We start from the raw sequence: 25,648 nt of genomic DNA, 5'->3' as shown, positions 1-25,648 counted from the left end.
GGTGCTGAGAGACTATGACCGCAACCCGTAACGTAAAGGGCCTGCTGGGCACGAAGCTCGGCATGACCCAGGTCTGGGACGAGAACAACAAGCTCATCCCGGTAACTGTCGTCCAGGCTGACTCCAACGTCATCACCCAGCTGCGCAACGCAGAGGTAGATGGCTACGTCGCCGTCCAGATCGGCTACGGCCAGATCGACCCCCGCAAGGTCACCAAGCCGCTGGCTGGTCACTTTGAAAAGGCAGGCGTAACTCCTCGCCGCCACGTTGTCGAACTGCGTACCGCAGACGCCGCATCCTACGAGCTGGGCCAGGAGCTCTCTGTCGAGATCTTCGAAGCCGGCCAGAAGATCGACGTCGTTGGAACCTCCAAGGGTAAGGGCTTTGCCGGTGTTATGAAGCGTCACGGCTTCCACGGCGTTGGCGCTTCCCACGGTGCCCACAAGAACCACCGTAAGCCTGGCTCCATCGGTGGCGCATCCACCCCGAGCCGCGTCTTCAAGGGCCTGAAAATGGCCGGCCGCATGGGCGCCGAGCGTCACACGACGCTGAACCTCACGGTTCACGCTGTTGACGTTGAGAAGTCGCTGCTCCTTATCAAGGGTGCCGTCCCCGGTGCCCGCGGCCAGGTCGTACTCGTACGCACCGCCGTGAAGGGAGCCTAGTTAGATGACTAGCACTGTCAAGGTAGACCTGCCTGCAGAGATCTTCGACGTCCAGACCAACGTGCCGCTGCTGCACCAGGTCGTCGTCGCACAGCTCGCTGCTGCCCGTCAGGGTACCCACAAGACGAAGACCCGCGCCGAGGTTTCCGGTGCAGGTCGCAAGCCGTTCAAGCAGAAGGGCACCGGCCGCGCCCGTCAGGGTTCCATCCGTGCTCCTCACATGACCGGCGGTGGCGTTGTCCACGGTCCGACCCCTCGTGACTACAGCCAGCGCACCCCCAAGAAGATGAAGGCTGCTGCTCTCCGCGGCGCCCTGTCTGACCGCGCCCGCAACGGTCGCATCCACGTCATCGCTGAACTGGTTGCCGGCACCAAGCCGTCCGCCAAGGAAGCACTGGCTTCGCTGCGTGCAGTCTCCGAGCGCAAGAACCTGCTCGTTGTCATCGAGCGCGCCAACGACGTCGCTGCACTCTCCGTGCGCAACCTCGCAGATGTTCACGTTCTGTACGCAGACCAGCTGAACACCTACGACGTTCTCATCTCCGACGACGTGGTCTTCACCAAGGCTGCTTTCGAGGCGTTCGTCGCTGACAAGGCCAAGAACGAGGAGGCCTCCAAGTGAGCGTAACCACCATCAAGGACCCGCGCGACGTCGTGCTTGCACCCGTCGTATCGGAAAAGAGCTACGGTCTGATCGACGAAGGCAAGTACACCTTCCTGGTGGACCCTCGCTCGAACAAGACCGAGATCAAATTGGCCGTAGAGAAGATCTTCTCGGTCAAAGTTGACTCGATCAACACCATCAACCGTGCCGGTAAGCGCAAGCGCACCAAATTCGGCTGGGGACAGCGCAAGAGCACCAAGCGTGCAATTGTCACCCTCAAAGAAGGCACAATCGACATCTTCGGCGGTCCGCTCGCGTAGCGGAGACCACTTTAACGAGGAAATAAATTATGGGAATCCGTAAATACAAGCCGACTACCCCGGGCCGTCGTGGCTCGAGCGTAGCCGACTTTGCTGAAATCACGCGATCGACTCCGGAAAAGTCGTTGCTGCGTCCGCTGCACAAGACTGGCGGCCGTAACAACTCCGGTAAGATCACCACCCGTCACAAGGGTGGTGGGCACAAGCGCCAGTACCGTCTAATCGACTTCCGTCGTCACGACAAGGACGGCATCAACGCCCGCGTTGCCGAAATCGAGTACGACCCGAACCGCACGGCTCGCATCGCACTCCTGCACTACGTTGATGGCACCAAGCGTTACATCATCGCTCCCAACAAGCTGTCCCAGGGTGACTTCGTCGAGGCTGGTCCCGACGCTGACATCAAGCCGGGCAACAACCTGCCGCTGCGCAACATCCCGGTTGGTACCGTAATCCACGCAGTTGAACTGCGTCCGGGTGGCGGCGCCAAGATGGCACGTTCCGCAGGTGCTTCGGTACAGCTCGTTGCCAAGGAAGGCCGTTTCGCCCAGCTGCGTCTGCCCTCCGGTGAAATCCGCAACGTTGACGTGCGCTGCCGCGCAACCGTCGGCGAGGTCGGCAACGCCGAGCAGTCGAACATCAACTGGGGCAAGGCCGGCCGTATGCGCTGGAAGGGCGTTCGCCCGACCGTCCGTGGTGTAGCCATGAACCCGGTTGACCACCCGCACGGTGGTGGTGAAGGTAAGACTTCCGGTGGACGTCACCCGGTTAACCCGAACGGCAAGCCCGAGGGCCGTACCCGCCGTCCGAACAAAGAGAGCGACAAGCTTATTGTTCGTCGCCGCCGTACTGGCAAGAACAAGCGATAGGAGCCTGGACACATGCCACGCAGCCTGAAAAAAGGTCCTTTCGTTGACCAGCACCTCTTTGTGAAGGTCGCACGGGAAAACGATAAGGGCACCAAGAACGTCATCAAGACCTGGTCCCGCCGTTCGATGATCATCCCCGACATGCTCGGGCACACGATCGCCGTACACGACGGACGCAAGCACATCCCGGTGTTTGTCACTGAGTCGATGGTCGGGCACAAGCTCGGCGAATTCGCTCCCACGCGGACATTCCGCGGCCATGTTAAGGACGACCGTAAGGGCAAGCGCCGCTAGGCGCCTGACTTTACGTCTTAGACGAGAGAAGGAAAGCAATGGAAGCCAAGGCTATTGCGCGTCACATCCGCGTAACGCCTATGAAGGCCCGGCGCGTCGTCAACCTTGTTCGTGGTAAGCAAGCGAATGAGGCTCTGGCAATTCTGAAGTTTGCCCCCCAGGCAGCTTCGGAGCCGGTATTCAAGGTACTTCAGTCGGCAATGGCCAACGCACGTGTCCTCGCGGACCGTGACGGCGTTGCATTCGACGACAGCGACCTGTTCATCAGCGAAGCATTCGTTGATGAAGGCCCGACCATGAAGCGGTTCCAGCCGCGTGCCCAAGGCCGCGCCTACCGCATTAGGAAGCGGACCAGCCACATCACCGTGGTCGTCGCAACCCCGGAGAAAGAGGAGGCTCGCTAAGTGGGACAGAAAGTAAACCCGCACGGGTTCCGACTCGGCATCACCACCGACCACGTTTCGCACTGGTTTGCTGACAGCAACAAGGCCGGACAGCGCTACAAGGACTTCGTCCGCGAGGACATCAAGATCCGTCAGCTCATGTCCACGGGCATGGAGCGCGCCGGCATCGCCAAGGTTGAGATCGAGCGCACCCGTGACCGTGTCCGCGTGGATATCCACACGGCACGCCCGGGTATCGTCATCGGTCGCCGTGGCGCCGAGGCAGACCGCATCCGCGGCGAGCTCGAAAAGCTCACTGGCAAGCAGGTTCAGCTGAACATCCTCGAGGTCAAGAACCCCGAGATGGAAGCACAGCTTGTTGCCCAGGGCATCGCTGAGCAGCTGACTTCCCGCGTGGCTTTCCGCCGTGCGATGAAGAAGGCCATGCAGTCCGCACAGCGTGCGGGTGCCAAGGGTATCCGTGTTGCTTGCTCGGGTCGTCTGGGTGGCGCAGAAATGTCCCGCTCGGAGTTCTACCGCGAAGGCCGTGTGCCCCTGCACACGCTCCGCGCGAACATCGACTACGGCTTCTACGAAGCCAAGACCACCTTCGGCCGCATCGGTGTGAAGGTTTGGATCTACAAGGGTGACGTAACCGCCAAGGAACTGGCTCAGCAGGCAGCTGCTGCTCCGTCCCGTGGCCGCGCAGGAGACCGTCCGGGCCGCCCGGGTGGCGACCGCCGTCGTCGTAACGACCGTCCGGCAGCTGAGGCAGCACCCGCTGCCGTTGAAGCACCGGCCGCTGAAGCTGCTGCTCCTGCAGCAGAAGGAGGAGAGGCTTAAATGCTTATCCCACGTCGAGTCAAGCACCGTAAGCAGCACCACCCGGGTCGTTCCGGCGCTGCAACGGGTGGCACCAAGGTCAGCTTCGGTGAGTACGGTATCCAGGCCCTGAGCCCGGCATACGTGACGAACCGTCAGATCGAGTCCGCCCGTATCGCGATGACCCGCCACATCAAGCGTGGCGGTAAGGTCTGGATCAACATCTACCCGGACCGTCCGCTGACGAAGAAGCCTGCTGAAACCCGTATGGGTTCCGGTAAGGGTTCTCCGGAATGGTGGGTCGCAAACGTCAAGCCGGGCCGGGTTCTCTTTGAACTCTCCGGTGTCAATGAAGAGGTAGCTCGCGAGGCCCTGCGCCTGGCAATCCACAAGCTCCCGTTGAAGGCACGCATTGTGCGTCGCGAAGGTGGTGAATAGAAATGGCAGTAGGGTCGAAGGATCTCGCACCCGCACAGCTGGACGGTTTCGACAACGAGCGTCTCGTTGAAGAACTCCGCAAGTCCAAGGAAGAGCTGTTCAACCTGCGTTTCCAGTCCGCCACCGGTCAGCTGGAGAACCACGGTCGCCTGCGCGCGGTAAAGAAGGACATCGCACGCATCTACACCGTTCTGCGTGAGCGCGAGCTGGGCATTCGTGCCGAGGTTGCCGCACCGGTTGTGGAAGCCAAGGAAGAAAAGAAGTCCAAGAAGGCTGCCAAGGCTGAAACTGCCGAAGCTGAAGCTGGAGAGGACGCCAAGTGAGCGAGAAGGAAACTGTGACGGAAGCAGCAGCCAGCGCTGAACAGCGCGGTTACCGTAAGACGCGTCGCGGCTACGTTGTCTCTGACAAGATGGAAAAGACCATCGTTGTTCAGGTTGAAGACCGCGTGAAGCACGCTCTGTACGGCAAGGTTATTCGCCGCACTTCGAAGGTCAAGGCTCACGACGAAGAGAACACCGCCGGCATCGGCGACCTCGTTCTCATCTCTGAGACCCGCCCGCTGTCCGCTACCAAGCGGTGGCGCCTGGTGGAGATCCTCGAAAAGGCCAAGTAAATCCGACGCCGGGCTTGCCCGGTTTGGATTCGCTGGAAGGGTCCGCGTTCTGCATGGAACGCGGGGCCCTTCCGCGTTCCCGGCACGTTTCGGAAAGACCAGCGAAACATGCTAGGATATTGAGTTTGTATGGCGCCATTTGTGCGTCATCGACTACCTCGTAAACAATCGTGCCGCTGCATACTGCCCCGCGCAGAGTTTTCTGCAAGGGAAGCTGATGCTCGTGGCACGGGCGTTTAGGCCTGTTCTGGCAAAATCCAGGCAGGTCAAGAGACACCCCGATCAACCGTTCCGCAAGGCTCATTCCGTATGCATGATTTCGGTCTGAGAACCGGCGCGACGCAAGGAGTAAAAATTGATTCAGCAGGAGTCGCGACTCAAGGTCGCCGACAACACGGGTGCTAAGGAAATCCTTACCATTCGCGTTCTCGGTGGATCCGGTCGTCGCTACGCAGGCATTGGCGACGTCATCGTCGCTACCGTCAAGGACGCTATTCCCGGCGGAAACGTAAAGAAGGGCGACGTCGTCAAGGCGGTCATCGTCCGTACCAAGAAGGAACGCCGCCGTGCGGATGGTTCCTACATCAAGTTTGACGAAAACGCAGCTGTGATCCTGAAGAACGACGGTGACCCCCGCGGTACCCGTATCTTCGGCCCGGTTGGTCGTGAACTTCGCGACAAGAAGTTCATGAAGATCGTTTCGCTGGCCCCGGAGGTGCTTTAGTCCATGGCTAAGATCAAAAAGGGTGACCTCGTTCAGGTCATCACCGGCGCCAAGCAGGAACGTGGCGGCGACCGCGGCAAGCAGGGCAAGGTCCTGCGCGTATTCCCGGACACCAACCGCGTGCTGGTAGAGGGAATCAACCGCGTCACCAAGCACACCAAGGTCGGTCAGTCGCAGCGCGGCACCAAGACCGGTGGCATCGAGGTTGTTGAGGCCCCGATCCACGTTTCCAACGTTGCTCTGGTTGACCCGTCGACCAAGAAGCCGACCCGTGTTGGTTTCCGTCTCGACACCGTTGAGAAGGATGGCGCTACCAAGACCGTCCGGATCCGCGTGTCCAAGGCCACCGGGAAGGACATCTGATGAGTGAGACACTGTCTGAGACCACCGTCGAAACGAAGATCGTTCCTCGTCTGAAGACGAAGTATGCAGAGACCATCAAGAAGTCCCTGCAGGACGAGTTCAGCTACGCGAACGTGAACCAGGTTCCCCGCCTGGTGAAGGTTGTTGTGAACATGGGTGTTGGAGATGCCGCCAAGGACTCCAAGCTGATCGACGGCGCTGTCCGCGACCTCACCCTGATCACCGGCCAGAAGCCGCAGGTAACCAAGGGCCCGCAAGTCGATCGCACAGTTCAAGCTGCGCGAAGGCATGCCGATCGGTGCACACGCAACTCTGCGTGGAGACCGCATGTGGGAATTCGTGGACCGTCTGGTATCGCTGGCTCTGCCGCGTATCCGTGACTTCCGCGGCCTCAACGGCAAGCAGTTCGATGGCAACGGCAACTACACCTTCGGTCTGACCGAGCAGGTTATGTTCCACGAAATCGACCAGGACTCCATCGACCGCGTTCGCGGTATGGACATCACGGTCGTCACCACTGCCAAGACCGACGACGAAGGCCGCGCGCTGCTCAAGGCGCTTGGTTTCCCGTTCAAGACCGAAAACTAACTACGTAACAGGTCCGGCAGCGTGGCTCGCAAGAGCGGGCGCTGCGGAAACCGTTATGAGGAAGGGCTATAGCCCAAATGACTATGACAGATCCTGTCGCAGACATGCTCACGCGTCTGCGCAATGCAAACTCGGCATACCACGACACCGTGACCATGCCGTACAGCAAGCTGAAGGCACGCGTTGCTGACATCCTGAAGGCAGAAGGCTACATTGCCGGCTGGAAGGAAGAAGACGCCGAGGTTGGCAAGAAGCTGACCATCGACCTGAAGTTCGGTCCGAACCGCGAGCGTTCCATCGCTGGCGTCCGCCGCATCTCCAAGCCCGGCCTCCGCGTATACGCGAAGTCCACCAACCTGCCTCACGTGCTGGGTGGCCTGGGTATCGCTATCCTGTCCACCTCTTCCGGCCTCCTGACTGACAAGCAGGCCGGCAAGAAGGGCGTGGGCGGCGAAGTCCTCGCGTACGTCTGGTAACGGGAAAGGAAGAGAATAATGTCACGTATTGGACGTCTCCCCATCACCGTTCCTGCCGGAGTTGAGGTCAAGCTCGATGGCTCCGTCATCAGCGTCAAGGGTTCCAAGGGAGAGCTGAGCCACACTGTAGCCAGCCCGATCGAGGTTTCCCTGGAAGAGAACACTCTCACGGTCACCCGCCCGAACGACGAGCGCAACTCGCGTTCGCTGCACGGCCTGACCCGCACCCTGATCGCCAACATGATCCAGGGCGTTACCGAGGGCTACGAGAAGAAGCTTGAAATCGTTGGTACTGGTTACCGCGTTCAGGCAAAGGGTTCTGACCTGGAGTTCGCTCTTGGCTTCAGCCACCCGGTTAATGTCTCGGCACCCGAAGGCATCACCTTCGTAGTAGAGGGTCCGACCAAGCTCTCTGTTGCGGGTATCAACAAGCAGCAGGTCGGCGAGGTTGCTGCCAACATTCGCAAGCTGCGCAAGCCTGACCCCTACAAGGGCAAGGGTGTCCGTTACGCCGGCGAAGTCATCCGCCGCAAGGTCGGAAAGGCTGGTAAGTAAACCATGGCCATCGCAATTAACAAGAAGCGTACGAACAAGAGCAAGTCTGCTGCACGCAGCCGTCGCCAGCTTCGTATCCGCAAGCGCATCACCGGCACGGCTGTACGTCCTCGTCTGGTCGTCAACCGTTCGGCCCGCCACATCTTCGTCCAGGTTGTCGATGACAGCAAGGGTGTAACCGTGGCTTACGCTTCCACCCTGGAAGCTGACCTTCGCGCACTCGACGGAGACAAGACTGCCAAGGCCAAGCGCGTGGGTGAGCTCGTTGCCGAGCGTGCCAAGGCTGCAGGCGTCGAAGCTGTTGTCTTCGACCGTGGCGGTAACAAGTACCACGGCCGCATCGCCGCCGTCGCTGACGGTGCTCGCGAAGGTGGGCTGGCACTGTGACCGTTGAAAATAACGAAAAGGACATTCAGGTGACTGAAGCTGTAGCTGCTGAAGCAACTGAGACCGCACCCGCTACCGACGACCGCCGCGGCGGACGTCGTGGCGAGCGCGGCGAGCGTGGCCAGGGCCGCGGCGACCGTGGTGGCCGTGGTGGCCGCGACGGCGGGCGCGAAGCCGAGAAGAGCCAGTTCGTAGAGCGCGTTGTAACCATCAACCGCGTTGCCAAGGTCGTCAAGGGTGGTCGTCGCTTCAGCTTCACCGCACTCGTCGTCGTCGGTGACGGCAACGGCATGGTTGGCGTCGGCTACGGCAAGGCCAAGGAAGTTCCCGCTGCTATCGCAAAGGGCGTCGAAGAGGCCAAGAAGTCCTTCTTCCGCGTTCCCCGCGTTGGCAACACCATCCCGCACCGTGTGCAGGGTGAGGCTGCTGCAGGCGTTGTCCTGCTGCGTCCGGCTTCCGCCGGTACCGGTGTTATCGCCGGTGGTCCGGTCCGCGCGGTACTGGAGTGCGTGGGTATCCACGACATCCTCTCCAAGTCGCTCGGTTCCTCCAACGCGATCAACATCGTTCACGCGACCGTTGACGCTCTGAAGCAGCTCGAAGAGCCCGCTTCGGTGGCTGCCCGCCGTGGCCTGCCGCTGGACGAGGTTGCTCCTGCTGCTCTGGTGCGCGCGCTCCAGAACCAGAAGGCAGGTGTTTAGTCATGGCTAAGAACCTGACTCCCTCCGACGCCAAGTTGGAGATCACCCAGATCAAGGGCGTCATCGGCGCCAAGCAGAACCAGAAGGCTACCCTCCGGTCCCTCGGCCTGAAGCGCATCGGACACACTGTTGTCCGTGACGCCGACGCCGTGACCGTCGGAATGCTCAACACGGTTCCGCACCTCGTGAATGTAGAGGAGGCGAAGTAATGGCCGAGAACAAGACCGCTGCAGAGGCTGCTGAGAAGCAGAACGCTCTGAAGGTCCACCACCTGCGTCCCGCCCCGGGTGCCAAGACCACCAAGACCCGTGTTGGTCGTGGTGAAGGCTCCAAGGGTAAGACCGCTGGTCGCGGTACCAAGGGTACGAAGGCCCCGCTACCAGGTAAAGGCTGGCTTTGCCGGCGGCCAGCTGCCGCTGCACATGCGCCTGCCGAAGCTGCGCGGCTTCAAGAACCCGTTCCGGGTTGAGTTCCAGGTTGTGAACCTGGACAAGCTCAACGAGCTGTTCCCGGAAGGTGGCGCTGTCACCGTTGAGTCCCTGGTTGAGAAGGGTGCCGTTCGCAAGAACCAGCCCGTCAAGGTCCTGGGCACCGGCGACATCACCGTCAAGGTTGACGTCACCGCCCACGCTTTCTCTTCCAGCGCTGCTGAAAAGATTGCTGCAGCAGGTGGAAGCACCACTGCTCTCTAAGAGCCAGTGGGGCTGATGCCCGTTGTAAAAAAGATCCCGGTATGCGGGGCTTCGGCCCCGTATGCCGGGATTTTTTGCGTGAAAGTGGACTCTCGATTATTACGACGGCGTCACAAGCAGCTAGACTCGGTTGTTGGGTTTCATTGAGCCCATCCACATCCTTGTACTTTCTACTCAGGAGGACGCTTGCTAAGCGCATTCGGCCGGGCGTTTCGGACGCCTGATTTGCGACGCAAGTTGTTGTTCACGCTGGGAATCATCACAATCTTCCGCTTGGGAGCTTTCATCCCCTCGCCTGGTGTGAACTACCAGAATGTCCAGCAATGCTTGAACACCGGTGACACCTCGCAGGGCATCTACCAGCTGGTTAACCTGTTCAGCGGCGGCGCGTTGCTGCAGGTCTCGATCTTTGCCCTGGGCATCATGCCCTACATCACGGCGAGCATCATCGTGCAGCTGCTCCGGGTGGTTATTCCCCGGTTCCAGCAGCTCTACGAAGAGGGCTCTTCGGGCCAATCGAAGTTGACCCAGTACACCCGGTACCTCACCATCGCGCTTGGCCTGTTGAACGCCACCACCCTGGTGTCCTTGGCCCGTTCCGGCCAGCTGCTTCCGGGCTGTAACCTCCCGATCATTCCTGATGAGAGCATCATTACCACCATCCTCATCATCATCACGCTGACGGCCGGTACCGGCCTCATCATGTGGATGGGCGAGCTCGTCACGGAAAAGGGTGTGGGCAACGGTATGTCGCTGCTCATTTTCACCTCCATCGCTGCAGGCTTCCCTGGATCATTGGGTTCCATCTGGACCTCCAAGGGGCCGGGAACGTTCTTCACCGTCCTGGCTGTGGGTCTGCTCACGGTGGCATTGGTGGTCTTCGTGGAACAGTCCCAGCGGCGGGTTCCGGTCCAATATGCCAAGCGCATGATTGGACGCCGCACCGTGGGTGGCACCAGCACTTACATCCCCATCAAGGTGAACATGGCCGGCGTCGTGCCCGTCATCTTCGCTTCCTCCATGCTGTACCTGCCAGGGCCTGATTGCGCAGTTCAACCAGCCGAAGCCAGGGGAACAGCTGGCGCCATGGGTCGAGTGGATCAACAACAACCTCACCCGCGGCGACCACCCCATCTACATGGCGCTGTACTTCGCCATGATCGTGTTCTTCACCTACTTCTATGTGGCCATCACCTTCAACCCTGAAGAAGTGTCGGACAACATGAAGAAGTACGGCGGGTTCATTCCGGGCATCCGGGCGGGTAAACCGACCGCGGACTACCTGCAGTACGTGCTTTCCAGGATCACCCTGCCTGGAGCCTTCTATCTGGGCTTCGTGGCGTTGATTCCGCTGGTTGCACTCGTCCTGATCAACGCCAACCAAAACTTCCCGTTTGGTGGCACGTCAATCCTGATCATGGTGGGTGTCGGCCTGGAAACCGTCAAGCAGATTGATGCGCAGCTACAACAACGTCACTACGAAGGGCTTTTGCGATGACGAGAATGCTGATCATTGGACCTCCCGGTTCGGGTAAGGGTACGCAGGCTGAGCGGATTTCCGAGCGCCTCGGCGTAGTCGCCATCTCCACCGGCGACATCTTCCGTGCCAACGTTAAGGGCGAAACCCCTTTGGGCATTGAAGCCAAGAAATACATGGACGCAGGGGACTTCGTTCCGGACAGCGTCACGAACAACATGGTTCGTGACCGCCTGAGCCAGAGCGACGTCGAGAACGGCTTCCTTTTGGACGGCTACCCGCGCACCACCGCGCAGGTCGACTACCTGGACCAGATCCTCGCTGAAGGCGAGCAGGAGCTCGACGTCGTGCTCCAGCTGACTGCCGACGACGAAGAACTGGTGTCCCGCCTGCTGGGCCGTGCGAAGGAAACCGGGCGCTCTGACGACAATGAGGCCGTCATCCGTCACCGGCTGGACCTCTACCACGAGCAGACTGAGGCCGTTGTTGCCAAGTATGCCGAGCGTGGCATCCTGACGCAGGTGGACGGAATCGGCGGCATCGACGAAGTCACCGACCGCGTTCTCACCGCCATCGAGTCGGCCAAGGCCGTCTAGCGAGGGCTTTTCCACATAGCCGGATCGTCGGCGCTGGAGCAAAGGGTGTGTCCCGTACCATTGGTGCGGGACACACCCTTTTCGTTTCGCGGCAGTTTTGGGGGAACCGCATGCAAACAGCTCTTTCCGGACACAGCAGGATTGCGGGTTTGGAGGTTTACCTTCCACCTGCGCGCCTGGAGTCTTCCGCCGTCGAACGCCGTATTGGTGAGTCTAGTCCGGGGTTCCGGGTACCCAAGGGCTTGATCTCCCGTGTTACCGGGATCCGCTCCCGGAGCGTCATGGCAGACTCCGAGCAAGCATCGGACCTTGCCGCCAATGCTGCGGCGAAGCTCCTTGCTGAATGTGGCCTGCAGGCCCCGGACATAGACCTCCTCATCTTCGCGTCCGCCAGCCAGGACATGGTGGAACCGGCTACGGGCCACATGGCCGCCGCCAAACTCGGACTCTGCTGCCCTGTGATGGATGTGAAGAATGCGTGCAACAGTTTCCTGAACGGCCTGGAAGTGGGCGATGCCCTGATTGCCACGGGACGGTATTCCCGGGTCCTGGTGGTCACGGGGGAGTCGCCGTCGCGGGCGGTCCGTTGGAGGGTTCCGGACTTTGGCACTTTCGCATCAAGCTTTCCCGGGTACACCATGAGCGACGGCGGTGCGGCAGTGTTGCTTGAACCTGCCGGTCCGGCGGCGATGGCGTCCAACGGACTGGAGGCGGGGCCGGCAGGCATTCTTGGTATGGGCTTCACTGCCCGCAGCAGCCACTGGTCTGTCGGCACCTTGGCTGCAGGTGGATCTGCTTATCCGCGCGATCCGGAAGCCACCTATTTCACCATGGACGGTGAGAAGCTCAAGGACGCTTTTCTGGATTTGGGCTGCGGCGTCCTGGACGAAACTTTGGACGGCCTGGGTCTGCAGTGGACGGACTTCGCCGTGGTTTGCGTGCACCAGGTGAGTGCACCGTACCGGGAGGTCTTTGCGGAACGGGCCGGTGTTCCGCGTGAGTTGCTGGTTCCTTCGGTAGAGGACTTCGGAAATTTGGCCTCAGTTAGCTTGCCCCTGCAATTGAAACTCGCCGTGGACAGTGGACGCTGCGGTCCGGGAGATCTTGTGGCATTGGTGGGACTCGCCGGCGGCGTGAGCCTGGGTATGGCGGTGGTGCGGCTGTGACGCCGGAACACCATCCCGGAAGCACGGCCCGTACCCGGCCGCTGTCCATCGCCGTGCCCATGCTGAACGAAGAGAAGCTTGTCCGGCAGACGTTGGACTCTCTTGCGGCCCAGGAGCACCAGGACTTCACGGTGGTGGTTGTAGACAACGGATCGACGGACTCCAGCTGTTCGATCGTGGCAGAGTTCGCCGCAGCCCATCCCGCTATGGACATCAGGCTTGTCCATGAAGCCGAGAAGGGGACGGGCGCGGCCGCGGATACCGGCATGCGCTTCGGTGTGGAGCATGGCGCGAGGTGGCTGGCCCGGACGGATGCCGATTGCCTCGCTGCGCCGGATTGGACCGCGAGGATTGTCCGGGCCTTCAACGACGGCCTGGAACTCATCGCCGGCCAGCTTGTGCCCCGTGAGGATGAAGGCATCAGTGCGGGGGAGCGGAGGATGATGCTCCTGGCAGTTGAGATCGCATCCTTCTTCGGACGTATTCGCCCCGGCAACAAAGGTGACGGATATCTGGGCCCTTATCAGATGCTTCCAGGGTGCAATATGGCGATCACGGCAGATATGTATCACCGTTCAGGTGGGTTCCCGCGGACCAGAATTGAAGACCTCCATGAAGACCGCGCGTTGTCCAACCGCGTGCGAAAGCTGACCCGCAATTACGGGTTGCGCCGGGATGTTGTGGTGTACGGCTCGTCACGGCGGGTCAAAGCCTGGGGTTTGAAGAACACCCTGGCTTGGTATGCGGACCACCGGTACCGCCCAGAGCATGTGGACATCCGGTGACGCCGTGATAACCAACGGCAGAAAGCCCAGCGGCAGGATATCCAGCGGCCTCATGAGCAAGGCCGAACGCTGGGAACAGCGTGTTCAACTGGGGGCGCATCCATTGCTCTACCCGGCGATTCGTGGGCTGGGCAGCATGCGGCCGGTGATGCGTTTGCCCGGTCTGGGGATCCTTGTCAGCGAAGCCGCCTTGGTGCGTGACGTTCTCATGGATACCCAGCGGTTCATCAAGAACGGACCGTCGGGTTCAGGTGCGCTCTGGACTCCCGTAGTGGGACCAAAGGCGTTGGTGAACATGGACGGCACGGAGCACAGGGAGCTGCGGCGCAAGCTTGCCGACCTCTTCACTCCAGGCTCGGTGGCGGCGATTGTCGAGCCGGCGGCTGCGTCGCTTCATGACCGCTTACACCACGGACTGGACGCAGGTGTGCACGTGGATCTGGTGGACTGCGTCAAGGAGCTTGCCGGGGGAGTCATCTCCAGGCTGCTGGGCGTGCCGGATGATGCACCTGGCCGGTTGCCCAATAAGGAACTCTTCAATTTAGGGTCTTCCATCTCTTCCCTCGTCCGCCTGGGGCGCCCCACGCTGACCGTGAGGCAGATCGCCAAGGGAAGATCCGCCGTCGGGGTTTTGGCAGGACCGGCGCGGGCAGCGTACCGGAAGAGCGACCCCCAAACGTTTCCAGGCAGGCTGCGCGCACTCGGCATGACCGAGGAGGAGGCCATGGGCATCATCAGCGCATTCGTGATGGTGGGAACAGAGACGCTGGTGTCCTTCGTTCCGCGGCTGATTGCCCTGTTGGCTGACAGTGGACGGCTTGCAGGACTGGTTGAGGATCGCACCGGTGTTGCCTCGGCCGTGAACGAGGCATTACGGTTCACCGTGCCGTCCCCGATGATGCTGAGGGACGCTGTTTCTCCTTGCACCCTTGGCGGAGTCGCTATCCGAGCGGGGGACCGTCTTTTGCTATCGACTGTTCACGCCTCCAAGAGCCTGGGCAGATTCGAACCCGGGATTCCCACCCCGCCGCAGGCGCGTCAGCTGTGGTTCGGTGCGGGTCCGCACTTTTGCATCGGCATGCCGTTGGCCATGGCCGAGATCAATGCGACGCTGTCTTTGCTCCTGGACAGGTATGCCCGGCACCCGTGGCTCGTCTCGTCCCGGCAAGTGAGCAAAGGTGTGCTGATTCCCGGATACAGAAAGTTGGAGCTGGTCAATGCCTGATGACGCATTGTGGGAAGGTACTTCGTCCGGCACCGATCTTATCGAAGCCGTCTACGCCGCAGCCGGGCGCGTGCCAGAGAGCCCCGCGATCACGGCGCCTGGCAGATTTTCCCTCTGGAACCATGTTCCAGGGCGACTACGGCGTCCCGGCCGGCTCCGACCAGGACGGACCATCACATACCGCGAATTGGTCAAAGGCATAGATGCTACGGCCAGGCATCTCCATGATGACGGCTTTGGTGCCGGTGAACGGATGCTCTTCTCGGTCCGCCCCAGCCCGGCAGCGTTCATCCTGGCCCTGGGGGCCGTCCGCGCCGGTGGTTCCGTAGTGTTCATCGATCCAGGAATCGGACCGTCTCTTTTCCATGACCGGGCCAGGCTGGCTGCGCCGCGGTGGGCTGCCTCGGAGTCCCTTCTGTACGCCCTCAGTACGCGGAGCCCACTGCGGCCGCTGGCCCGGCGGCGGGGATTGCTGCTGCCGGATTATGGTGCCATGGACGTCCGGCACTACTATTCCGGCCCATGGCTCCCCGGTGTTCCCCGAGGCGCGACCCCGGTGAAGCGACTCGCCAGTCCGGGGCTTCCCAGGGATATCGTTCCGCCCTCCCCGGGGGCTTCCTCCGGGCAGGAAGCCGTGATCATTTTTACGTCAGGGACCACCGGTGCGCCGAAGGGCGTAGTACACACCCGGCGTTCGCTTGGGGCAGGATTCGAGCAGCTCAGCCAGCGCTGTACCTTTGGCGAGGGCGATCGCATCCACTCCGAGCAGCTCATGATGGGCTTGCCGGCACTCATCGCCGGTGCGCACTGGACCATGCCCGGCTATGGCTTCTCAGCGCACATTGACCCTCTTCGCTTGGCACGCGAGCTTGGGCCGGTGGCTGGCAAAGAGGACTCGTACGACGGCGCGACGCACCTTTTCCTTGTGCCGTCCCAGTTGGCGCCCATCCTGGACGGCATCGAGGACGGCAGCGTCACGCTCCCCGCAACACTGCGGACAGTAATGCTTGGAGCCGCGCCGGTGCTTGCTCCGTTCTTGAAACGGGCAACGGCACTGCTTCCCGGCGTCGAGTTCAAACTCATCTACGGCATGACGGAGTTGCTGCCGATTGCCGTGGCCGATGGTAGGGAAAAGCTGGCCTTTGCGTCCGGCGCTGATGCCGAATTCACGTCGCCGGATGGAAGTGGCGAAGGCGATTTCCTCGGAGAGCCACTGCCCGCCGTCGGCATCCGGGTAGGGGAGGACCACGAACTGTACGCCCGGGGACCGAACATGTGTCACGGATATCTGGGTGAGGAAGCCATGATTGAGCACGCCACCGGAGACCTGGTGCGGCTGGACCACGGTGCGGCCGGCCCCGGAACGGGTCCCGCGCGCTTGGTGATGATCGGGCGCAAGAAGGACATGATCATCCGGGGCAAGACCAACATTTACCCTGCCCTGTATGAACCGCTGATCACTTCCGTGCCAGGAGTTCAGCAGGCCGTGATGGTCGGGGTTCCCGACGGGATCGGTGATGAAGCTGTGTGGCTGGCCGTCGTGGCTGCAAAGGGGAACCCAGGGGCGGACGGGGGGCTGAAAGCAAAGCTGACCAAGGTCCTCCCGGAGATGATTGACGAATCCGCTCTCCCCGACCACATCGAAATCGTGGATGCCATCCCTGTCGGCGGACGCCACAAGAAGCCGGACCGGGAAGCGCTTCGACGCGAATTTGCCCGCAAGTCCGCTGATAAAGGCGTAGCGCTGTGAAGGCCGCGGCGCAGTGAAAATCGCGGTTACCGGGGCCACAGGCTTCATAGGGGGAGCAGTCGCCGCTGCCGCCGAGGCCAAGGGGTGGGAAGTTGTTCGTTTCGCACGGCGCCAAGGCCCTGGGCTGACGTATTGGGACCTAACGGGTGTGCCGCCTGGCCGAATGCCGGCCGTGGACGCGGTGGTCCACGCCGCCGCCCACGTGGCGGACTGGGGCCCCGCAGGCATGTTCTACCGCACGAATGTGCTGGGTACCCGTGCCGTGGTTGAGGCCTACCCAACAACGCGGCTGGTGCACGTTTCAAGTTCAAGTGTCTACCCGTGGTGGGAGCCCTGTACCAACCGCGGCGAAGATGAGGTGGCTGTGCGCCACCTCAACGCCTACGCAAGCAGCAAGGCGCTCGCCGACGTGGAGGCACGTCGGCATCGCAATGCCGTGGTTCTTCGGCCACATGGAGTTTATGGACCGGGCGATCGGACGCTGATGCCGCGCCTGATCAGCAACGTACGCCACGGAAGGCTCCTCACCGTGGGCCATGCCGGTATTCGTCATCAGCTCACGCATGTTGACAACCTGACAGAGGCAGCGCTGGCAGCTTGCCAGTCCGATGCCCGAGGTGCCATCAACGTGGCCGACGCGGAGCCTGTGGAGCTTGGGACCGTGTTGAGGAAGGTACTTGCTGTTACTGGCCACGCCGGGGCGGGTATCAGGTACATTCCGGAGCCCGCTGCCATGGCACTTGCCGGTATTTCCGAAGCCGTTGCCCTCGCTTCCGGCCGGGCACCACGCCTCACGCGCTACGCCGTCAGCCAGCTCGGACGGGACAGAACCTACCGTTTGGAGCGGCTCCGGGAAGAGCTGGGAATCGAACCAATTTCGACCACGCTCTCCGATGCGGGAAAATGGTTGGAGCATGGGGCCTGATGGGCTCCTACAGCAAACCATCCAGAGGAGAACATGGCGTTCGGTCAGCCCCGCATCGAGTACAAAACCAACGAGCAAATGCGCAAGATGCACGAGGCCGGTTTGGTCCTCAGCCGTGCCCTTGACGCTGCCGTTGCGGCGGCCAAGGCAGGCGTCACCACCAAGGACCTCGACGACGTTTTCGCGGCAGTCCTCAATGACGCCGGGGCCAAGTCAAACTTCCTTGGCTACCACGGCTTTCCCGCCACCATCTGCACGTCAGTGAACGAGGAAGTGGTCCACGGCATCCCAGGAAACCGTGTCCTCAACGATGGCGACATTATTTCCATCGACGGCGGCTGCATCGTGGACGGATGGCACTCGGACTCCGCCCGCACTGTCATCGTTGGCACGGCAGACCCTGAGGACCAGCGCCTCTCGGATGTCACTGAGGCCGCCATGTGGCGAGGGATTGCTGCGCTGGCCAAGGGCAAGTTCGTCGGCGACATCGGCAATGCGATTGATGACTACGTTTCTTCCGTCCCCGGTAAGACCTTGGGCATCCTGGAGGACTATGTTGGCCACGGCATCGGTTCGGAAATGCATATGGCCCCCGACGTCCTGAATTACCGCACCAATCACCGCGGCCCGAAGATCCGCCCGGGACTGTGCCTCGCCATTGAACCCATGCTGGTGCGCGGTGGCATCGAGACTGCCACCCTGGATGATGACTGGACTGTTGTCACCACCGACGGCAAGCGCTCCTGCCAGTGGGAACACTCGGTGGCCGTGCACGAAAAGGGCATCTGGGTCCTGTCCGCCCCGGACGGAGGCGCCGAGCAGTTGGCGCCGCTCGGCGTCGTGCCCGTCCCGATCCCGTAACCGGGCGGGCCGGCTCCCGGTCGGCGTGCTGCGGCTTAGGGCGTTGCCTCCAGGTGGACAATGAAGCCATGAATGCGATCACCGATGTACCGGGCATCCGTATTGGCCACGTCCAGAAGAACGACGGCGGGTGGCTCTCTGGCGTGACAGTCGTCCTTCCGCCTGTGGGAACCGTGGGATCAGTGGACGTGCGCGGGGGAGGTCCAGGTACGCATGAAACTGATGCTCTGGATCCGACGACGTTGGTATCCACGGTCGATGCCATCGTGCTGACGGGTGGCAGTGCGTTCGGCCTCGTCTCAGCTGCTGGTGCCCAGCTCTGGTGTGAGGAGCAGGGCAGGGGCTTTGCGGTTCCAGGGACTGTAGTGCCGATCGTTCCGGCAGCAGCCATCTTCGACCTCGGACGCGGTGGTGACGTCAAAGCGCGACCAGGCGCCGACATGGGTTATCAGGCAGCCGCCGCAGCGTTCGCCTCAGGTGACCACGCCGCCGTCGGGCGTGGAAACGTTGGCGCAGGCACTGGCGCGGTGATTGCGCGCGGACAGTACAAAGGTGGCGTCGGAACATCCTCGATTACGCTCGACGGTGGGATCATCGTCGGTGCCATAGCAGTAGTCAACGCGCTGGGTGCGCCCGTGAGTGGGGGCCCGCAACCCTCTGCGCGCTCGGTCGTTCCTCCCTTGGACGCGCGCGGCCGGGTTCCGGGCCCCCAGGGCACGTCTCCCTCTGCTCCGGTCGTTTCTCCCCAAGGTCTCAACACAACGCTCGTCGTTGTCGCTACGAATGCTGTTCTGGACGTTGCTGAGTGCAAGCGGACCGCCAGCGCTGGGCACGCCGGGCTCGCGCGGGCGTTGGATCCGTCCCACACTTTGGCGGACGGTGACACCGTTTTCACTCTGGCGACTGGCGCCGTCGGGCTTGATCGCAGTAGTGAGCAGGCACGGCAGGTATCGCTCATAACGCTCCAAAGCGCCGCAGCTGAGGCCGTGCGTTTGGCGATCCTGGACGGTGTTGAAGCCGCCGAAAGTGTCACGACGGCGGCAGGAGACTTCCCTGCTTACCGGACCGTAGGGGAGTGACGGGCGGCGGTACGTGCGCTACCATAGACGGATTTAACTTTCCGGCCCCATTGGCGTAGAGTTATTTGTTGGTTGTCTGTGCAGCCACGCCCTTTTAGTGTCGTGGTTCCAAGAGGGCCAAGCAAACAAAAAACGTCCGTTGGATTTTCGGTGCCTAACCGGAGGACAGCGGCAAACAACAGTTAGCGGAGGATATGGCCAAGAAGGACGGGGTCATTGAGATCGAGGGCGTTGTGACTGAGGCGCTGCCCAATGCGATGTTTCGTGTTGAGCTCACCAACAAGCACGTCGTTCTCGCACACATCTCTGGGAAGATGCGTCAGCACTACATTCGAATCCTCCCCGAGGACCGGGTAGTGGTGGAGCTGAGCCCATACGACCTCACACGTGGTCGTATCGTCTACCGCTACAAGTAAATTGCTGGGCGGCCCAGGCAATAGTGCCAAGCCGCTCCAGCAGATCAACTGCAAAACACGCAAAGGAACGCCATGAAGGTCAAGCCGAGCGTCAAGCAGATCTGCGACAAGTGCAAAGTGATCCGCCGTAACGGCCGGGTCATGGTGATCTGCGAGAACCCGCGCCACAAGCAGCGCCAGGGCTAATTCCCCTTCTGGGAATCAGCGCCCGCAAGGGCAAACCTGGGTTGCTAGCCCACGCAAGTAAATAAAGGCAGCACAAGTTGTGCCAGGACTGCATTACAGAGCCTGGTCAACGTACCCCCGGTCGGAGGCTGGGGCCACACGGATCGTGTGGGTGTACTGCCTACGACCTCCGGTTTATTCAAGGAGTACCGCCACTATGGCTCGTCTCGCTGGCGTAGACATTCCCCGCGAAAAGCGGTTGGAAATTGCGCTTACTTACATCTACGGCGTGGGCAAGACCCGTGCACACGAAACCCTGGCTGCCACCGGCATCAGCGCTGACGTTCGCGTCAAGGACCTGACTGACGCCGAGCTGGTCCAGCTGCGTGACTACATTGAAGGCAACTACAAGGTTGAGGGTGACCTTCGCCGCGAGGTAGCCGCTGACATCCGCCGCAAGGTTGAGATCGGCAGCTACGAAGGCCTGCGCCACCGCAAGGGCCTGCCCGTACGCGGACAGCGTACGAAGACCAACGCTCGTACCCGCAAGGGCCCGAAGCGCACCGTCGCCGGCAAGAAGAAGGCCGGACGTTAATCCCTCGGGATTGACCTGGTTTTCCCCCGATAACTTTCTGTAGGAGAAACAATGCCCCCGAAGACTCGTGGAGCGGTTCGTAAGCCGCGTCGCAAGGATAAGAAGAATATTGCGCTTGGCCAGGCGCACATCAAGAGCACCTTTAACAACACCATCGTCTCCATCACGGACCCGAACGGTGCTGTAATCTCCTGGGCTTCCGCCGGTGAGGTTGGCTTCAAGGGCTCCCGTAAGTCCACCCCGTTCGCTGCCCAGATGGCTGCTGAAGCTGCTGCAAAGCGCGCTCAGGAGCACGGTCTGCGCAAGGTTGACGTATTCGTCAAGGGTCCGGGATCCGGACGCGAAACCGCAATCCGTTCGCTTCAGGCTGCTGGCCTTGAGGTTGGCTCCATCCAGGACGTCACCCCCAGCGCCCACAACGGTTGCCGCCCGCCGAAGCGCCGCCGCGTCTAATTAGGTATTCCCTGTCTGACCGGCCGGGCCTGCTGTACATGGTTTAGACCATCTACAAGCATGGCCCGGCTGGTCAGGCTGGAAACCGAAGCCGATTTCCACCACCTGTGTTGCGTCATATAGCGGATGCTCGCCGAAAGGAAACCTAAGTGCTCATTGCACAGCGCCCCACCCTGTCTGAAGAAGTTGTATCCGAGAACCGCTCCCGTTTCATCATTGAACCGCTGGAGCCGGGCTTCGGCTACACCCTCGGAAACTCCCTCCGCCGTACCCTGCTCTCCTCCATCCCCGGTGCCGCTGTAACCAGCATCCGGATCGATGGCGTGCTGCACGAGTTCACCACGGTTCCGGGTGTCAAGGAAGATGTCACCGAGATCATCCTGAACATCAAGAACCTTTCGGTTTCCTCCGAGCACGACGAGCCGGTTGTTGCTTACCTGCGCAAGCAGGGCCCCGGAGTCGTCACCGCCGCGGACATTGCTCCGCCGGCCGGCGTCGAATTCCACAACCCGGATCTGCACATTGCCACCCTGAACTCGAAGGGCAAGTTCGAACTCGAACTGACCATCGAGCGCGGCCGTGGCTACGTTTCGGCAGCTCAGAACAAGTCCGGCGACTCCGAGATCGGCCGTATTCCGGTTGACTCGATCTACTCGCCGGTCATGAAGGTAACCTTCCGCGTGGAAGCTACCCGTGTTGAGCAGCGCACTGACTTCGACAAGCTCATTGTCGACGTCGAGACCAAGCAGGCAATCGCTCCGCGCGACGCCGTTGCTTCTGCAGGCACCACCCTGGTGGAACTGTTCGGTCTGGCTCGTGAGCTGAACACCGCAGCTGAAGGTATCGAGATTGGCCCGTCGCCGACGGACGCTGCCCTGGCAGCGGACATGGCTCTGCCGATCGAGGATCTGGACCTTACCGTCCGTTCCTACAACTGCCTCAAGCGTGAGGGCATCCACACCGTGGGTGAACTCGTTGCCCGCTCCGAGGCTGACCTGATGGACATCCGTAACTTCGGTGCGAAGTCCATTGACGAGGTCAAGGCAAAGCTCGTCGAACTGGGTCTGTCCCTCAAGGACTCCCCTCCCGGTTTCGACCTCGCAGCCCGCGCCGCAGCCATCGAAGAGGACGACGCCGCGTTCAGCGACGACGAGCTCTAAAAAGCAGATCTTGGCCGTCAGGTCCAGCGATGGACCTGACCGGCTTACACAACAGGAGAAATTATTATGCCTACCCCCACTAAGGGTCCGCGCCTCGGAGGCGGCCCCGGCTCACGAGCGCCTGATGCTCGCGAACCTGGCAGCTGCTCTGTTTGAGCACAAGCGCATCACCACCACGGTCACCAAGGCCAAGCGCCTGAAGCCGTACGCAGAGCGTTTGGTCACCTTCGCCAAGCGTGGCGACCTCTCGTCCCGCCGCCGCGTTCTCGGCCTGATCAGCGACAAGGGCATCGTCCACGAGCTGTTCACCGACATCGCCGGCGCCGTTGCCAACCGCGATGGTGGCTACACCCGTATCACCAAGATCGGCAACCGCAAGGGCGACAACGCTCCCATGGCTGTCATCGAGCTCGTCCTCGAGCCGGTTTCCCCGAAGCAGGCCGTAGTTGCTGAAGCAACCGCTGCTGCTGCCAAGGCTGCCCCGGCTGCTGAGGAAGAGGTTGTTGAGACCGAGGCTGTAGAGACCGAAGCTGCTGAAACCGAAGAGGCTCCGGCCGCTGAGGCTGAGGCTGCTGACGCTGAAGCTGCTGAAACCGAAGAGGCTCCGGCCGCTGAGGAAAAGAAGTAATTCACTGAATTCTTCTTAGTAGACTTAAGTCTATGAACGAACGAAAACCCGCTGCCCCCGCTTTGGAGGGCGGCGGGTTTTTGCGTGTCCGGATGGATCTTTCCTACGACGGTGGACCATTCAACGGCTGGGCCCTTCAGCCCGGTCTGCTCACGGTTCAGGGATCACTTGAGGAAGCTTTGGCGCTCCTCGTGCGCCGTCCCGTGCGGGTCACGGTTGCCGGCCGCACCGACGCCGGTGTCCACGCCCGCGGCCAGGTCGTCCATCTCGATCTGACTGAAGCCGAGTGGCTGGGACTTCCGCGTGGACACGAGCTGGACCCCGCCGTCGCGCTTTTGCGGCGACTTCGCGGCGCCCTCAGCCGCGTCCTCGGCGATCTTACCGGTGCCATAGAAGTGCACGACGCCGGTCTGGCGCCGGAAGGTTTCGACGCCCGGTTCTCTGCGTTGTGGCGTCGTTATAGTTACCGCATTGCTGATGGTGCCGAGCGCTGGGATCCCGTGCTTCGAGGAATTACGCTGTGGCACAAGGCGCCGCTGAACATTTCTCTCTTGAACGACGGCGCTTCCCGGTTGCTGGGGCTCCAGGACTTCCGCTCCTACTGCAAGCCCCGCGAGGGCGCCACAACCATCCGCGAGCTACAGAAGTTTGAGTTCGAACGGGGGAGCGACGGGGTCATTGTCGCTACCGTTCAGGCCGATGCGTTCTGCCACAACATGGTCAGGTCCTTGGTGGGCTCGGCCCTGCGCGTGGGCGAAGGCCTGGAGCGACCGGGCTGGCTGCATGAACGTCTTCTGGAACGTAAGCGTGATGCCAAGTCCGTGTTGGCTGCACCCCACCCCTTGGTGTTGGAGGAAGTTGCGTACCCATCGGACGGCGAGCTGCTGGCACGGGCCGAGCTGACGAGGGCCCGGCGCGAGTAAGTCCGGACGTTGGAGGACCCCCTCCCGGCTCTGGGTACCGGAAGGGGGCCGTTGTGGCCGTCCGCGGTCTGGGATCCGTGAACGGCCGGTCTATTTCCCGAAGGCCAAGATCAGGTGAACATCTGGATGATCTTGATGACAGCGGGACCCAGAAGGACTATGAAAAGCACCGGAAATATGCAGAACATCAGCGGGAAAAGCACCTTGACGGGCAACTTCATCGCTTTTTCTTCTGCTTTCTGACGACGCTTGACCCGGGCTTGCTTGGCTTGTGCACGGAGGACGTTGGCGATGCCGATGCCATATTTGTCAGCTTGGATCACTGCGAGGACAAAGCTGCGGACGTCAGGGACAGTGGATCGTTCGGCCATGGCCTCATAGGCTTCCTGCCGTGGACGGCCCACTTGGATGTCTTGGAGTGTTCGCATCAATTCCAGGGCCAAAGGTCCCGTGCCATAAGAGGAGGGCCCCGTTCCATTGCCGCTTCGAAACCGAGTCCTGCCTCAACGGAGATGAGCATTTGGTCCAACGTGTTCGGGAATTCCAGCTGTATGGCCTCTTGGCGCTTGATCCCGGTGTTGTAGATCAAGAGATCCGGAAGGAAGTACAACAGGATTGTCAGGAACAACCCAAGGCCGATCATTGTGGGGCTCGGGTTGCTGGCGACCAGCAGGACTCCGCCTACAGCGCCCGCAAGGGCGAGAGCTGGTTTGATGGCGATGAGTTTGGTCAGGGGCATCGACTTGGGGCGTCCGGCAAGCGCCAGCCATTGATCAAGCTTGGCTTCGTAACTGCCAGGGGTGAGTTTCCGGGCCAGCCCTAACAAAATCGGGGGGCGGTGGATATTCACGCCAGTGCCCTGGGCGAATCCGGAACCAAGATTTGTCTGAATTGCCACCACGGACTTGCGGTCAATGGTGGCTAACGACCACGCGAAATAGGCAATGGGGAGGACGATCACAGCGATGATCAGCCAAGCCATGGGAGTCATGGGCACAGCCTCCTAGAACTTAATCTTTACGGTGCGGCTCATCCAGAAGCCACCGACGGTGAACAGGATCGCGCTGGCAACCATCAGGGCAATTCCTATGGGATGTTGAACGAAGACCCTCATGTAGCCCGGGTTGATGGCTGTCACGAACAGTCCGACTGCCACCGGGAGCGCCATGAGAATGACGGCCGACATCTTGCCTTCGGCACTGAGGGCACGCACGTGTCCCTTGACTTCGCTGCGCTCCCGGATGGTGCCGGCGACTTGCTCCAGTACCTCTGCCAAGTCACCGCCCACTTCGCGATTGATTTGTATGGCCTGGCCAATCCAGCGGAAGTCCTCGCTGTCCATGCGGTCCGCGCAGTCTTCGATGGCTTGGCGGGCGTCCTTGCCGATCCTCACTTCATTGACGATCCGGCCCAATTCTTCCGAGGTGGGTGCTTGTGCTTCCTGTGCAGCTGCTTCGAATGACCGCATGATGCTGTGGCCGACGCGGAGGCCACCAATCAACATCTGGATGGTATCCGTTAGCTGCGACTCAAATTTCCCGCGGCGTTTTTCGGTCTTGAACACCAGCAGCAGTTTCGCAACGAATGGCGTGGCCAGTGCCAGCAAGATACCGATAAACACATTGATGAGGAAGCTGCCGATGACGCCCACGACCACCGTGCCGACGACAACCATAACGGTGAAGTCGGCAGGTGCTTGCTTGACTCCTGCGTTATATAAGACGTCGCGATTAAACGGTCCACCGGAGCGGCCCAGTGCAGTGTCCATAAATTGGACTGCAGACTGTGAAACGCGGCCCACTGCGGAATCGTCAGGCGCTGTGCCCAGGCGCCGGCGTTCCAAGGGAATGCTTCCGTTGCGTGGCTTCAGGACGACGATGACGAGCACCATGAGGGCAACGAAGCAAAGGCCGATGGCTGTAACAAAAAGCGCCGGCGTATCCATGG

34 protein-coding genes and 4 pseudogenes are annotated in these 25,648 nt (G+C 61.3%); 35 read left to right on the top strand and 3 right to left on the bottom strand.

Features of this window, described 5'->3' with window-relative positions; genetic code table 11:
- Positions 1 to 14 precede the first annotated feature (14 nt).
- The 35 genes and pseudogenes from rplC (at position 15) to LDP01_RS07730 (ending at position 23,701) form a co-directional block, all read left to right on the top strand.
- The gene (rplC, locus tag LDP01_RS07900) at positions 15 to 665 is read left to right on the top strand and encodes a 50S ribosomal protein L3 (protein WP_026539807.1); all 651 of its coding nucleotides are present in this window, start codon (positions 15 to 17) and stop codon (positions 663 to 665) included.
- A gap of 4 nt (positions 666 to 669) precedes the next feature.
- A complete protein-coding gene (gene rplD, locus LDP01_RS07895) occupies positions 670 to 1,287 on the top strand; it encodes a 50S ribosomal protein L4 (RefSeq protein ID WP_223933977.1) in 618 nt (205 codons plus the stop codon).
- A complete protein-coding gene (gene rplW, locus LDP01_RS07890) occupies positions 1,284 to 1,589 on the top strand; it encodes a 50S ribosomal protein L23 (protein WP_011775593.1) in 306 nt (101 codons plus the stop codon). The genes rplD and rplW overlap by 4 nt, the downstream gene beginning before the upstream one ends.
- 29 nt (positions 1,590 to 1,618) lie before the next feature.
- Positions 1,619 to 2,458, top strand: a complete 840-nt coding sequence (gene rplB, locus LDP01_RS07885) for a 50S ribosomal protein L2 (RefSeq protein ID WP_011775592.1) — start codon at positions 1,619 to 1,621, stop codon at positions 2,456 to 2,458.
- 12 nt (positions 2,459 to 2,470) lie between these two features.
- The gene (gene rpsS / locus LDP01_RS07880) at positions 2,471 to 2,752 is read left to right on the top strand and encodes a 30S ribosomal protein S19 (protein ID WP_011775591.1); all 282 of its coding nucleotides are present in this window, start codon (positions 2,471 to 2,473) and stop codon (positions 2,750 to 2,752) included.
- A gap of 38 nt (positions 2,753 to 2,790) precedes the next feature.
- Positions 2,791 to 3,156, top strand: coding sequence for a 50S ribosomal protein L22 (gene rplV / locus LDP01_RS07875; protein ID WP_090817766.1), 366 nt, complete (start codon positions 2,791 to 2,793; stop codon positions 3,154 to 3,156).
- Positions 3,157 to 3,978, top strand: a complete 822-nt coding sequence (gene rpsC, locus LDP01_RS07870) for a 30S ribosomal protein S3 (RefSeq protein ID WP_224088313.1) — start codon at positions 3,157 to 3,159, stop codon at positions 3,976 to 3,978.
- Positions 3,979 to 4,395 carry a 50S ribosomal protein L16 gene (gene rplP / locus LDP01_RS07865; RefSeq protein WP_003803795.1) on the top strand — a complete coding sequence of 139 codons (417 nt, stop codon included), beginning with the start codon at positions 3,979 to 3,981 and terminating at the stop codon, positions 4,393 to 4,395.
- Positions 4,396 to 4,397: 2 nt separating this feature from the next.
- The gene (gene rpmC, locus LDP01_RS07860) at positions 4,398 to 4,718 is read left to right on the top strand and encodes a 50S ribosomal protein L29 (RefSeq protein ID WP_275959788.1); all 321 of its coding nucleotides are present in this window, start codon (positions 4,398 to 4,400) and stop codon (positions 4,716 to 4,718) included.
- A complete protein-coding gene (gene rpsQ / locus LDP01_RS07855; RefSeq protein ID WP_142938371.1) occupies positions 4,715 to 5,011 on the top strand; it encodes a 30S ribosomal protein S17 in 297 nt (98 codons plus the stop codon). The genes rpmC and rpsQ overlap by 4 nt, the downstream gene beginning before the upstream one ends.
- A gap of 355 nt (positions 5,012 to 5,366) precedes the next feature.
- A complete protein-coding gene (gene rplN, locus LDP01_RS07850; protein WP_003803789.1) occupies positions 5,367 to 5,735 on the top strand; it encodes a 50S ribosomal protein L14 in 369 nt (122 codons plus the stop codon).
- 3 nt (positions 5,736 to 5,738) lie between these two features.
- Positions 5,739 to 6,098 (top strand): 50S ribosomal protein L24, encoded by a 360-nt coding sequence (gene rplX, locus LDP01_RS07845; RefSeq protein WP_062073171.1) that lies wholly within the window; start codon positions 5,739 to 5,741, stop codon positions 6,096 to 6,098.
- Positions 6,098 to 6,686, top strand: a pseudogene (rplE, locus tag LDP01_RS07840) (50S ribosomal protein L5). The gene rplX and the pseudogene rplE overlap by 1 nt, the downstream one beginning before the upstream one ends.
- A 77-nt stretch (positions 6,687 to 6,763) precedes the next feature.
- A complete protein-coding gene (gene rpsH, locus LDP01_RS07835; RefSeq protein WP_216925090.1) occupies positions 6,764 to 7,162 on the top strand; it encodes a 30S ribosomal protein S8 in 399 nt (132 codons plus the stop codon).
- An 18-nt stretch (positions 7,163 to 7,180) separates the two neighbouring features.
- A complete protein-coding gene (gene rplF / locus LDP01_RS07830; protein ID WP_144659422.1) occupies positions 7,181 to 7,717 on the top strand; it encodes a 50S ribosomal protein L6 in 537 nt (178 codons plus the stop codon).
- Positions 7,718 to 7,720: 3 nt separating this feature from the next.
- Positions 7,721 to 8,104 (top strand): 50S ribosomal protein L18, encoded by a 384-nt coding sequence (rplR, locus tag LDP01_RS07825; protein WP_223933973.1) that lies wholly within the window; start codon positions 7,721 to 7,723, stop codon positions 8,102 to 8,104.
- A gap of 29 nt (positions 8,105 to 8,133) precedes the next feature.
- Positions 8,134 to 8,805 (top strand): 30S ribosomal protein S5, encoded by a 672-nt coding sequence (rpsE, locus tag LDP01_RS07820; RefSeq protein ID WP_216925200.1) that lies wholly within the window; start codon positions 8,134 to 8,136, stop codon positions 8,803 to 8,805.
- Positions 8,806 to 8,807: 2 nt separating this feature from the next.
- Positions 8,808 to 9,014 (top strand): 50S ribosomal protein L30, encoded by a 207-nt coding sequence (gene rpmD / locus LDP01_RS07815; protein ID WP_216925092.1) that lies wholly within the window; start codon positions 8,808 to 8,810, stop codon positions 9,012 to 9,014.
- Positions 9,014 to 9,497 (top strand): annotated as a pseudogene (gene rplO, locus LDP01_RS07810) (50S ribosomal protein L15). Before rpmD ends, rplO begins: the two are co-directional and overlap by 1 nt.
- 186 nt (positions 9,498 to 9,683) lie before the next feature.
- A pseudogene (secY, locus tag LDP01_RS07805) lies at positions 9,684 to 10,995 on the top strand (preprotein translocase subunit SecY).
- 5 nt (positions 10,996 to 11,000) lie between these two features.
- A complete protein-coding gene (locus LDP01_RS07800) occupies positions 11,001 to 11,570 on the top strand; it encodes an adenylate kinase (protein WP_224091119.1) in 570 nt (189 codons plus the stop codon).
- Positions 11,571 to 11,680: 110 nt separating this feature from the next.
- Complete coding sequence (locus LDP01_RS07795; protein ID WP_224088311.1) at positions 11,681 to 12,736, top strand: 3-oxoacyl-ACP synthase III family protein; 1,056 nt, start codon at positions 11,681 to 11,683, stop codon at positions 12,734 to 12,736.
- Positions 12,733 to 13,521, top strand: a complete 789-nt coding sequence (locus tag LDP01_RS07790; RefSeq protein ID WP_224088309.1) for a glycosyltransferase family 2 protein — start codon at positions 12,733 to 12,735, stop codon at positions 13,519 to 13,521. Before LDP01_RS07795 ends, LDP01_RS07790 begins: the two co-directional genes overlap by 4 nt.
- Positions 13,478 to 14,746, top strand: a complete 1,269-nt coding sequence (locus tag LDP01_RS07785; protein ID WP_224088307.1) for a cytochrome P450 — start codon at positions 13,478 to 13,480, stop codon at positions 14,744 to 14,746. The genes LDP01_RS07790 and LDP01_RS07785 overlap by 44 nt, the downstream gene beginning before the upstream one ends.
- Positions 14,739 to 16,496, top strand: coding sequence for a class I adenylate-forming enzyme family protein (locus LDP01_RS07780; protein WP_224088306.1), 1,758 nt, complete (start codon positions 14,739 to 14,741; stop codon positions 16,494 to 16,496). The genes LDP01_RS07785 and LDP01_RS07780 overlap by 8 nt, the downstream gene beginning before the upstream one ends.
- Before the next feature lie 13 nt (positions 16,497 to 16,509).
- Positions 16,510 to 17,421 (top strand): NAD-dependent epimerase/dehydratase family protein, encoded by a 912-nt coding sequence (locus tag LDP01_RS07775; RefSeq protein WP_224088305.1) that lies wholly within the window; start codon positions 16,510 to 16,512, stop codon positions 17,419 to 17,421.
- Between the two features lie 33 nt (positions 17,422 to 17,454).
- Complete coding sequence (gene map, locus LDP01_RS07770) at positions 17,455 to 18,282, top strand: type I methionyl aminopeptidase (protein ID WP_224088304.1); 828 nt, start codon at positions 17,455 to 17,457, stop codon at positions 18,280 to 18,282.
- A 68-nt stretch (positions 18,283 to 18,350) separates the two neighbouring features.
- Positions 18,351 to 19,361 carry a P1 family peptidase gene (locus LDP01_RS07765; protein ID WP_224088303.1) on the top strand — a complete coding sequence of 337 codons (1,011 nt, stop codon included), beginning with the start codon at positions 18,351 to 18,353 and terminating at the stop codon, positions 19,359 to 19,361.
- Positions 19,362 to 19,555: 194 nt separating this feature from the next.
- Complete coding sequence (infA, locus tag LDP01_RS07760) at positions 19,556 to 19,777, top strand: translation initiation factor IF-1 (protein ID WP_011775571.1); 222 nt, start codon at positions 19,556 to 19,558, stop codon at positions 19,775 to 19,777.
- 72 nt (positions 19,778 to 19,849) lie between these two features.
- The gene (rpmJ, locus tag LDP01_RS07755; RefSeq protein ID WP_011775570.1) at positions 19,850 to 19,963 is read left to right on the top strand and encodes a 50S ribosomal protein L36; all 114 of its coding nucleotides are present in this window, start codon (positions 19,850 to 19,852) and stop codon (positions 19,961 to 19,963) included.
- Between the two features lie 196 nt (positions 19,964 to 20,159).
- Positions 20,160 to 20,537: a 30S ribosomal protein S13 gene (gene rpsM / locus LDP01_RS07750; protein WP_011775569.1), complete on the top strand. Its 378-nt coding sequence runs from the start codon at positions 20,160 to 20,162 to the stop codon at positions 20,535 to 20,537.
- Between the two features lie 51 nt (positions 20,538 to 20,588).
- Positions 20,589 to 20,990, top strand: a complete 402-nt coding sequence (gene rpsK / locus LDP01_RS07745; RefSeq protein WP_014922380.1) for a 30S ribosomal protein S11 — start codon at positions 20,589 to 20,591, stop codon at positions 20,988 to 20,990.
- Between the two features lie 149 nt (positions 20,991 to 21,139).
- On the top strand, positions 21,140 to 22,150 hold the full coding sequence (locus tag LDP01_RS07740) for a DNA-directed RNA polymerase subunit alpha (RefSeq protein WP_011775567.1): 1,011 nt from the start codon (positions 21,140 to 21,142) through the stop codon (positions 22,148 to 22,150).
- Between the two features lie 66 nt (positions 22,151 to 22,216).
- A pseudogene (gene rplQ / locus LDP01_RS07735) lies at positions 22,217 to 22,778 on the top strand (50S ribosomal protein L17).
- A 32-nt stretch (positions 22,779 to 22,810) separates the two neighbouring features.
- Complete coding sequence (locus tag LDP01_RS07730; RefSeq protein WP_224088302.1) at positions 22,811 to 23,701, top strand: tRNA pseudouridine synthase A; 891 nt, start codon at positions 22,811 to 22,813, stop codon at positions 23,699 to 23,701.
- A gap of 110 nt (positions 23,702 to 23,811) precedes the next feature.
- Here LDP01_RS07730 and LDP01_RS23945 read toward each other — a convergent pair whose 3' ends face one another.
- The 3 genes from LDP01_RS23945 to LDP01_RS07720 are packed head-to-tail and all read right to left on the bottom strand — an operon-like array spanning position 23,812 to position 25,646.
- The gene (locus tag LDP01_RS23945) at positions 23,812 to 24,129 is read right to left on the bottom strand and encodes a type II secretion system F family protein (RefSeq protein ID WP_527249040.1); all 318 of its coding nucleotides are present in this window, start codon (positions 24,127 to 24,129) and stop codon (positions 23,812 to 23,814) included.
- The gene (locus tag LDP01_RS23940; protein WP_527249039.1) at positions 24,129 to 24,692 is read right to left on the bottom strand and encodes a hypothetical protein; all 564 of its coding nucleotides are present in this window, start codon (positions 24,690 to 24,692) and stop codon (positions 24,129 to 24,131) included. The genes LDP01_RS23945 and LDP01_RS23940 overlap by 1 nt, the downstream gene beginning before the upstream one ends.
- Positions 24,693 to 24,704: 12 nt before the next feature.
- On the bottom strand, positions 24,705 to 25,646 hold the full coding sequence (locus LDP01_RS07720; protein ID WP_224088301.1) for a type II secretion system F family protein: 942 nt from the start codon (positions 25,644 to 25,646) through the stop codon (positions 24,705 to 24,707).
- Between the last annotated feature and the right edge of the window lie 2 nt (positions 25,647 to 25,648).

Source organism: Arthrobacter sp. StoSoilB13, assembly GCF_019977255.1.
Classification (GTDB): domain Bacteria; phylum Actinomycetota; class Actinomycetes; order Actinomycetales; family Micrococcaceae; genus Arthrobacter.
Note: the sequence above shows the minus strand (reverse complement) of the source record. Positions and strands in the feature narration are given on the sequence as shown.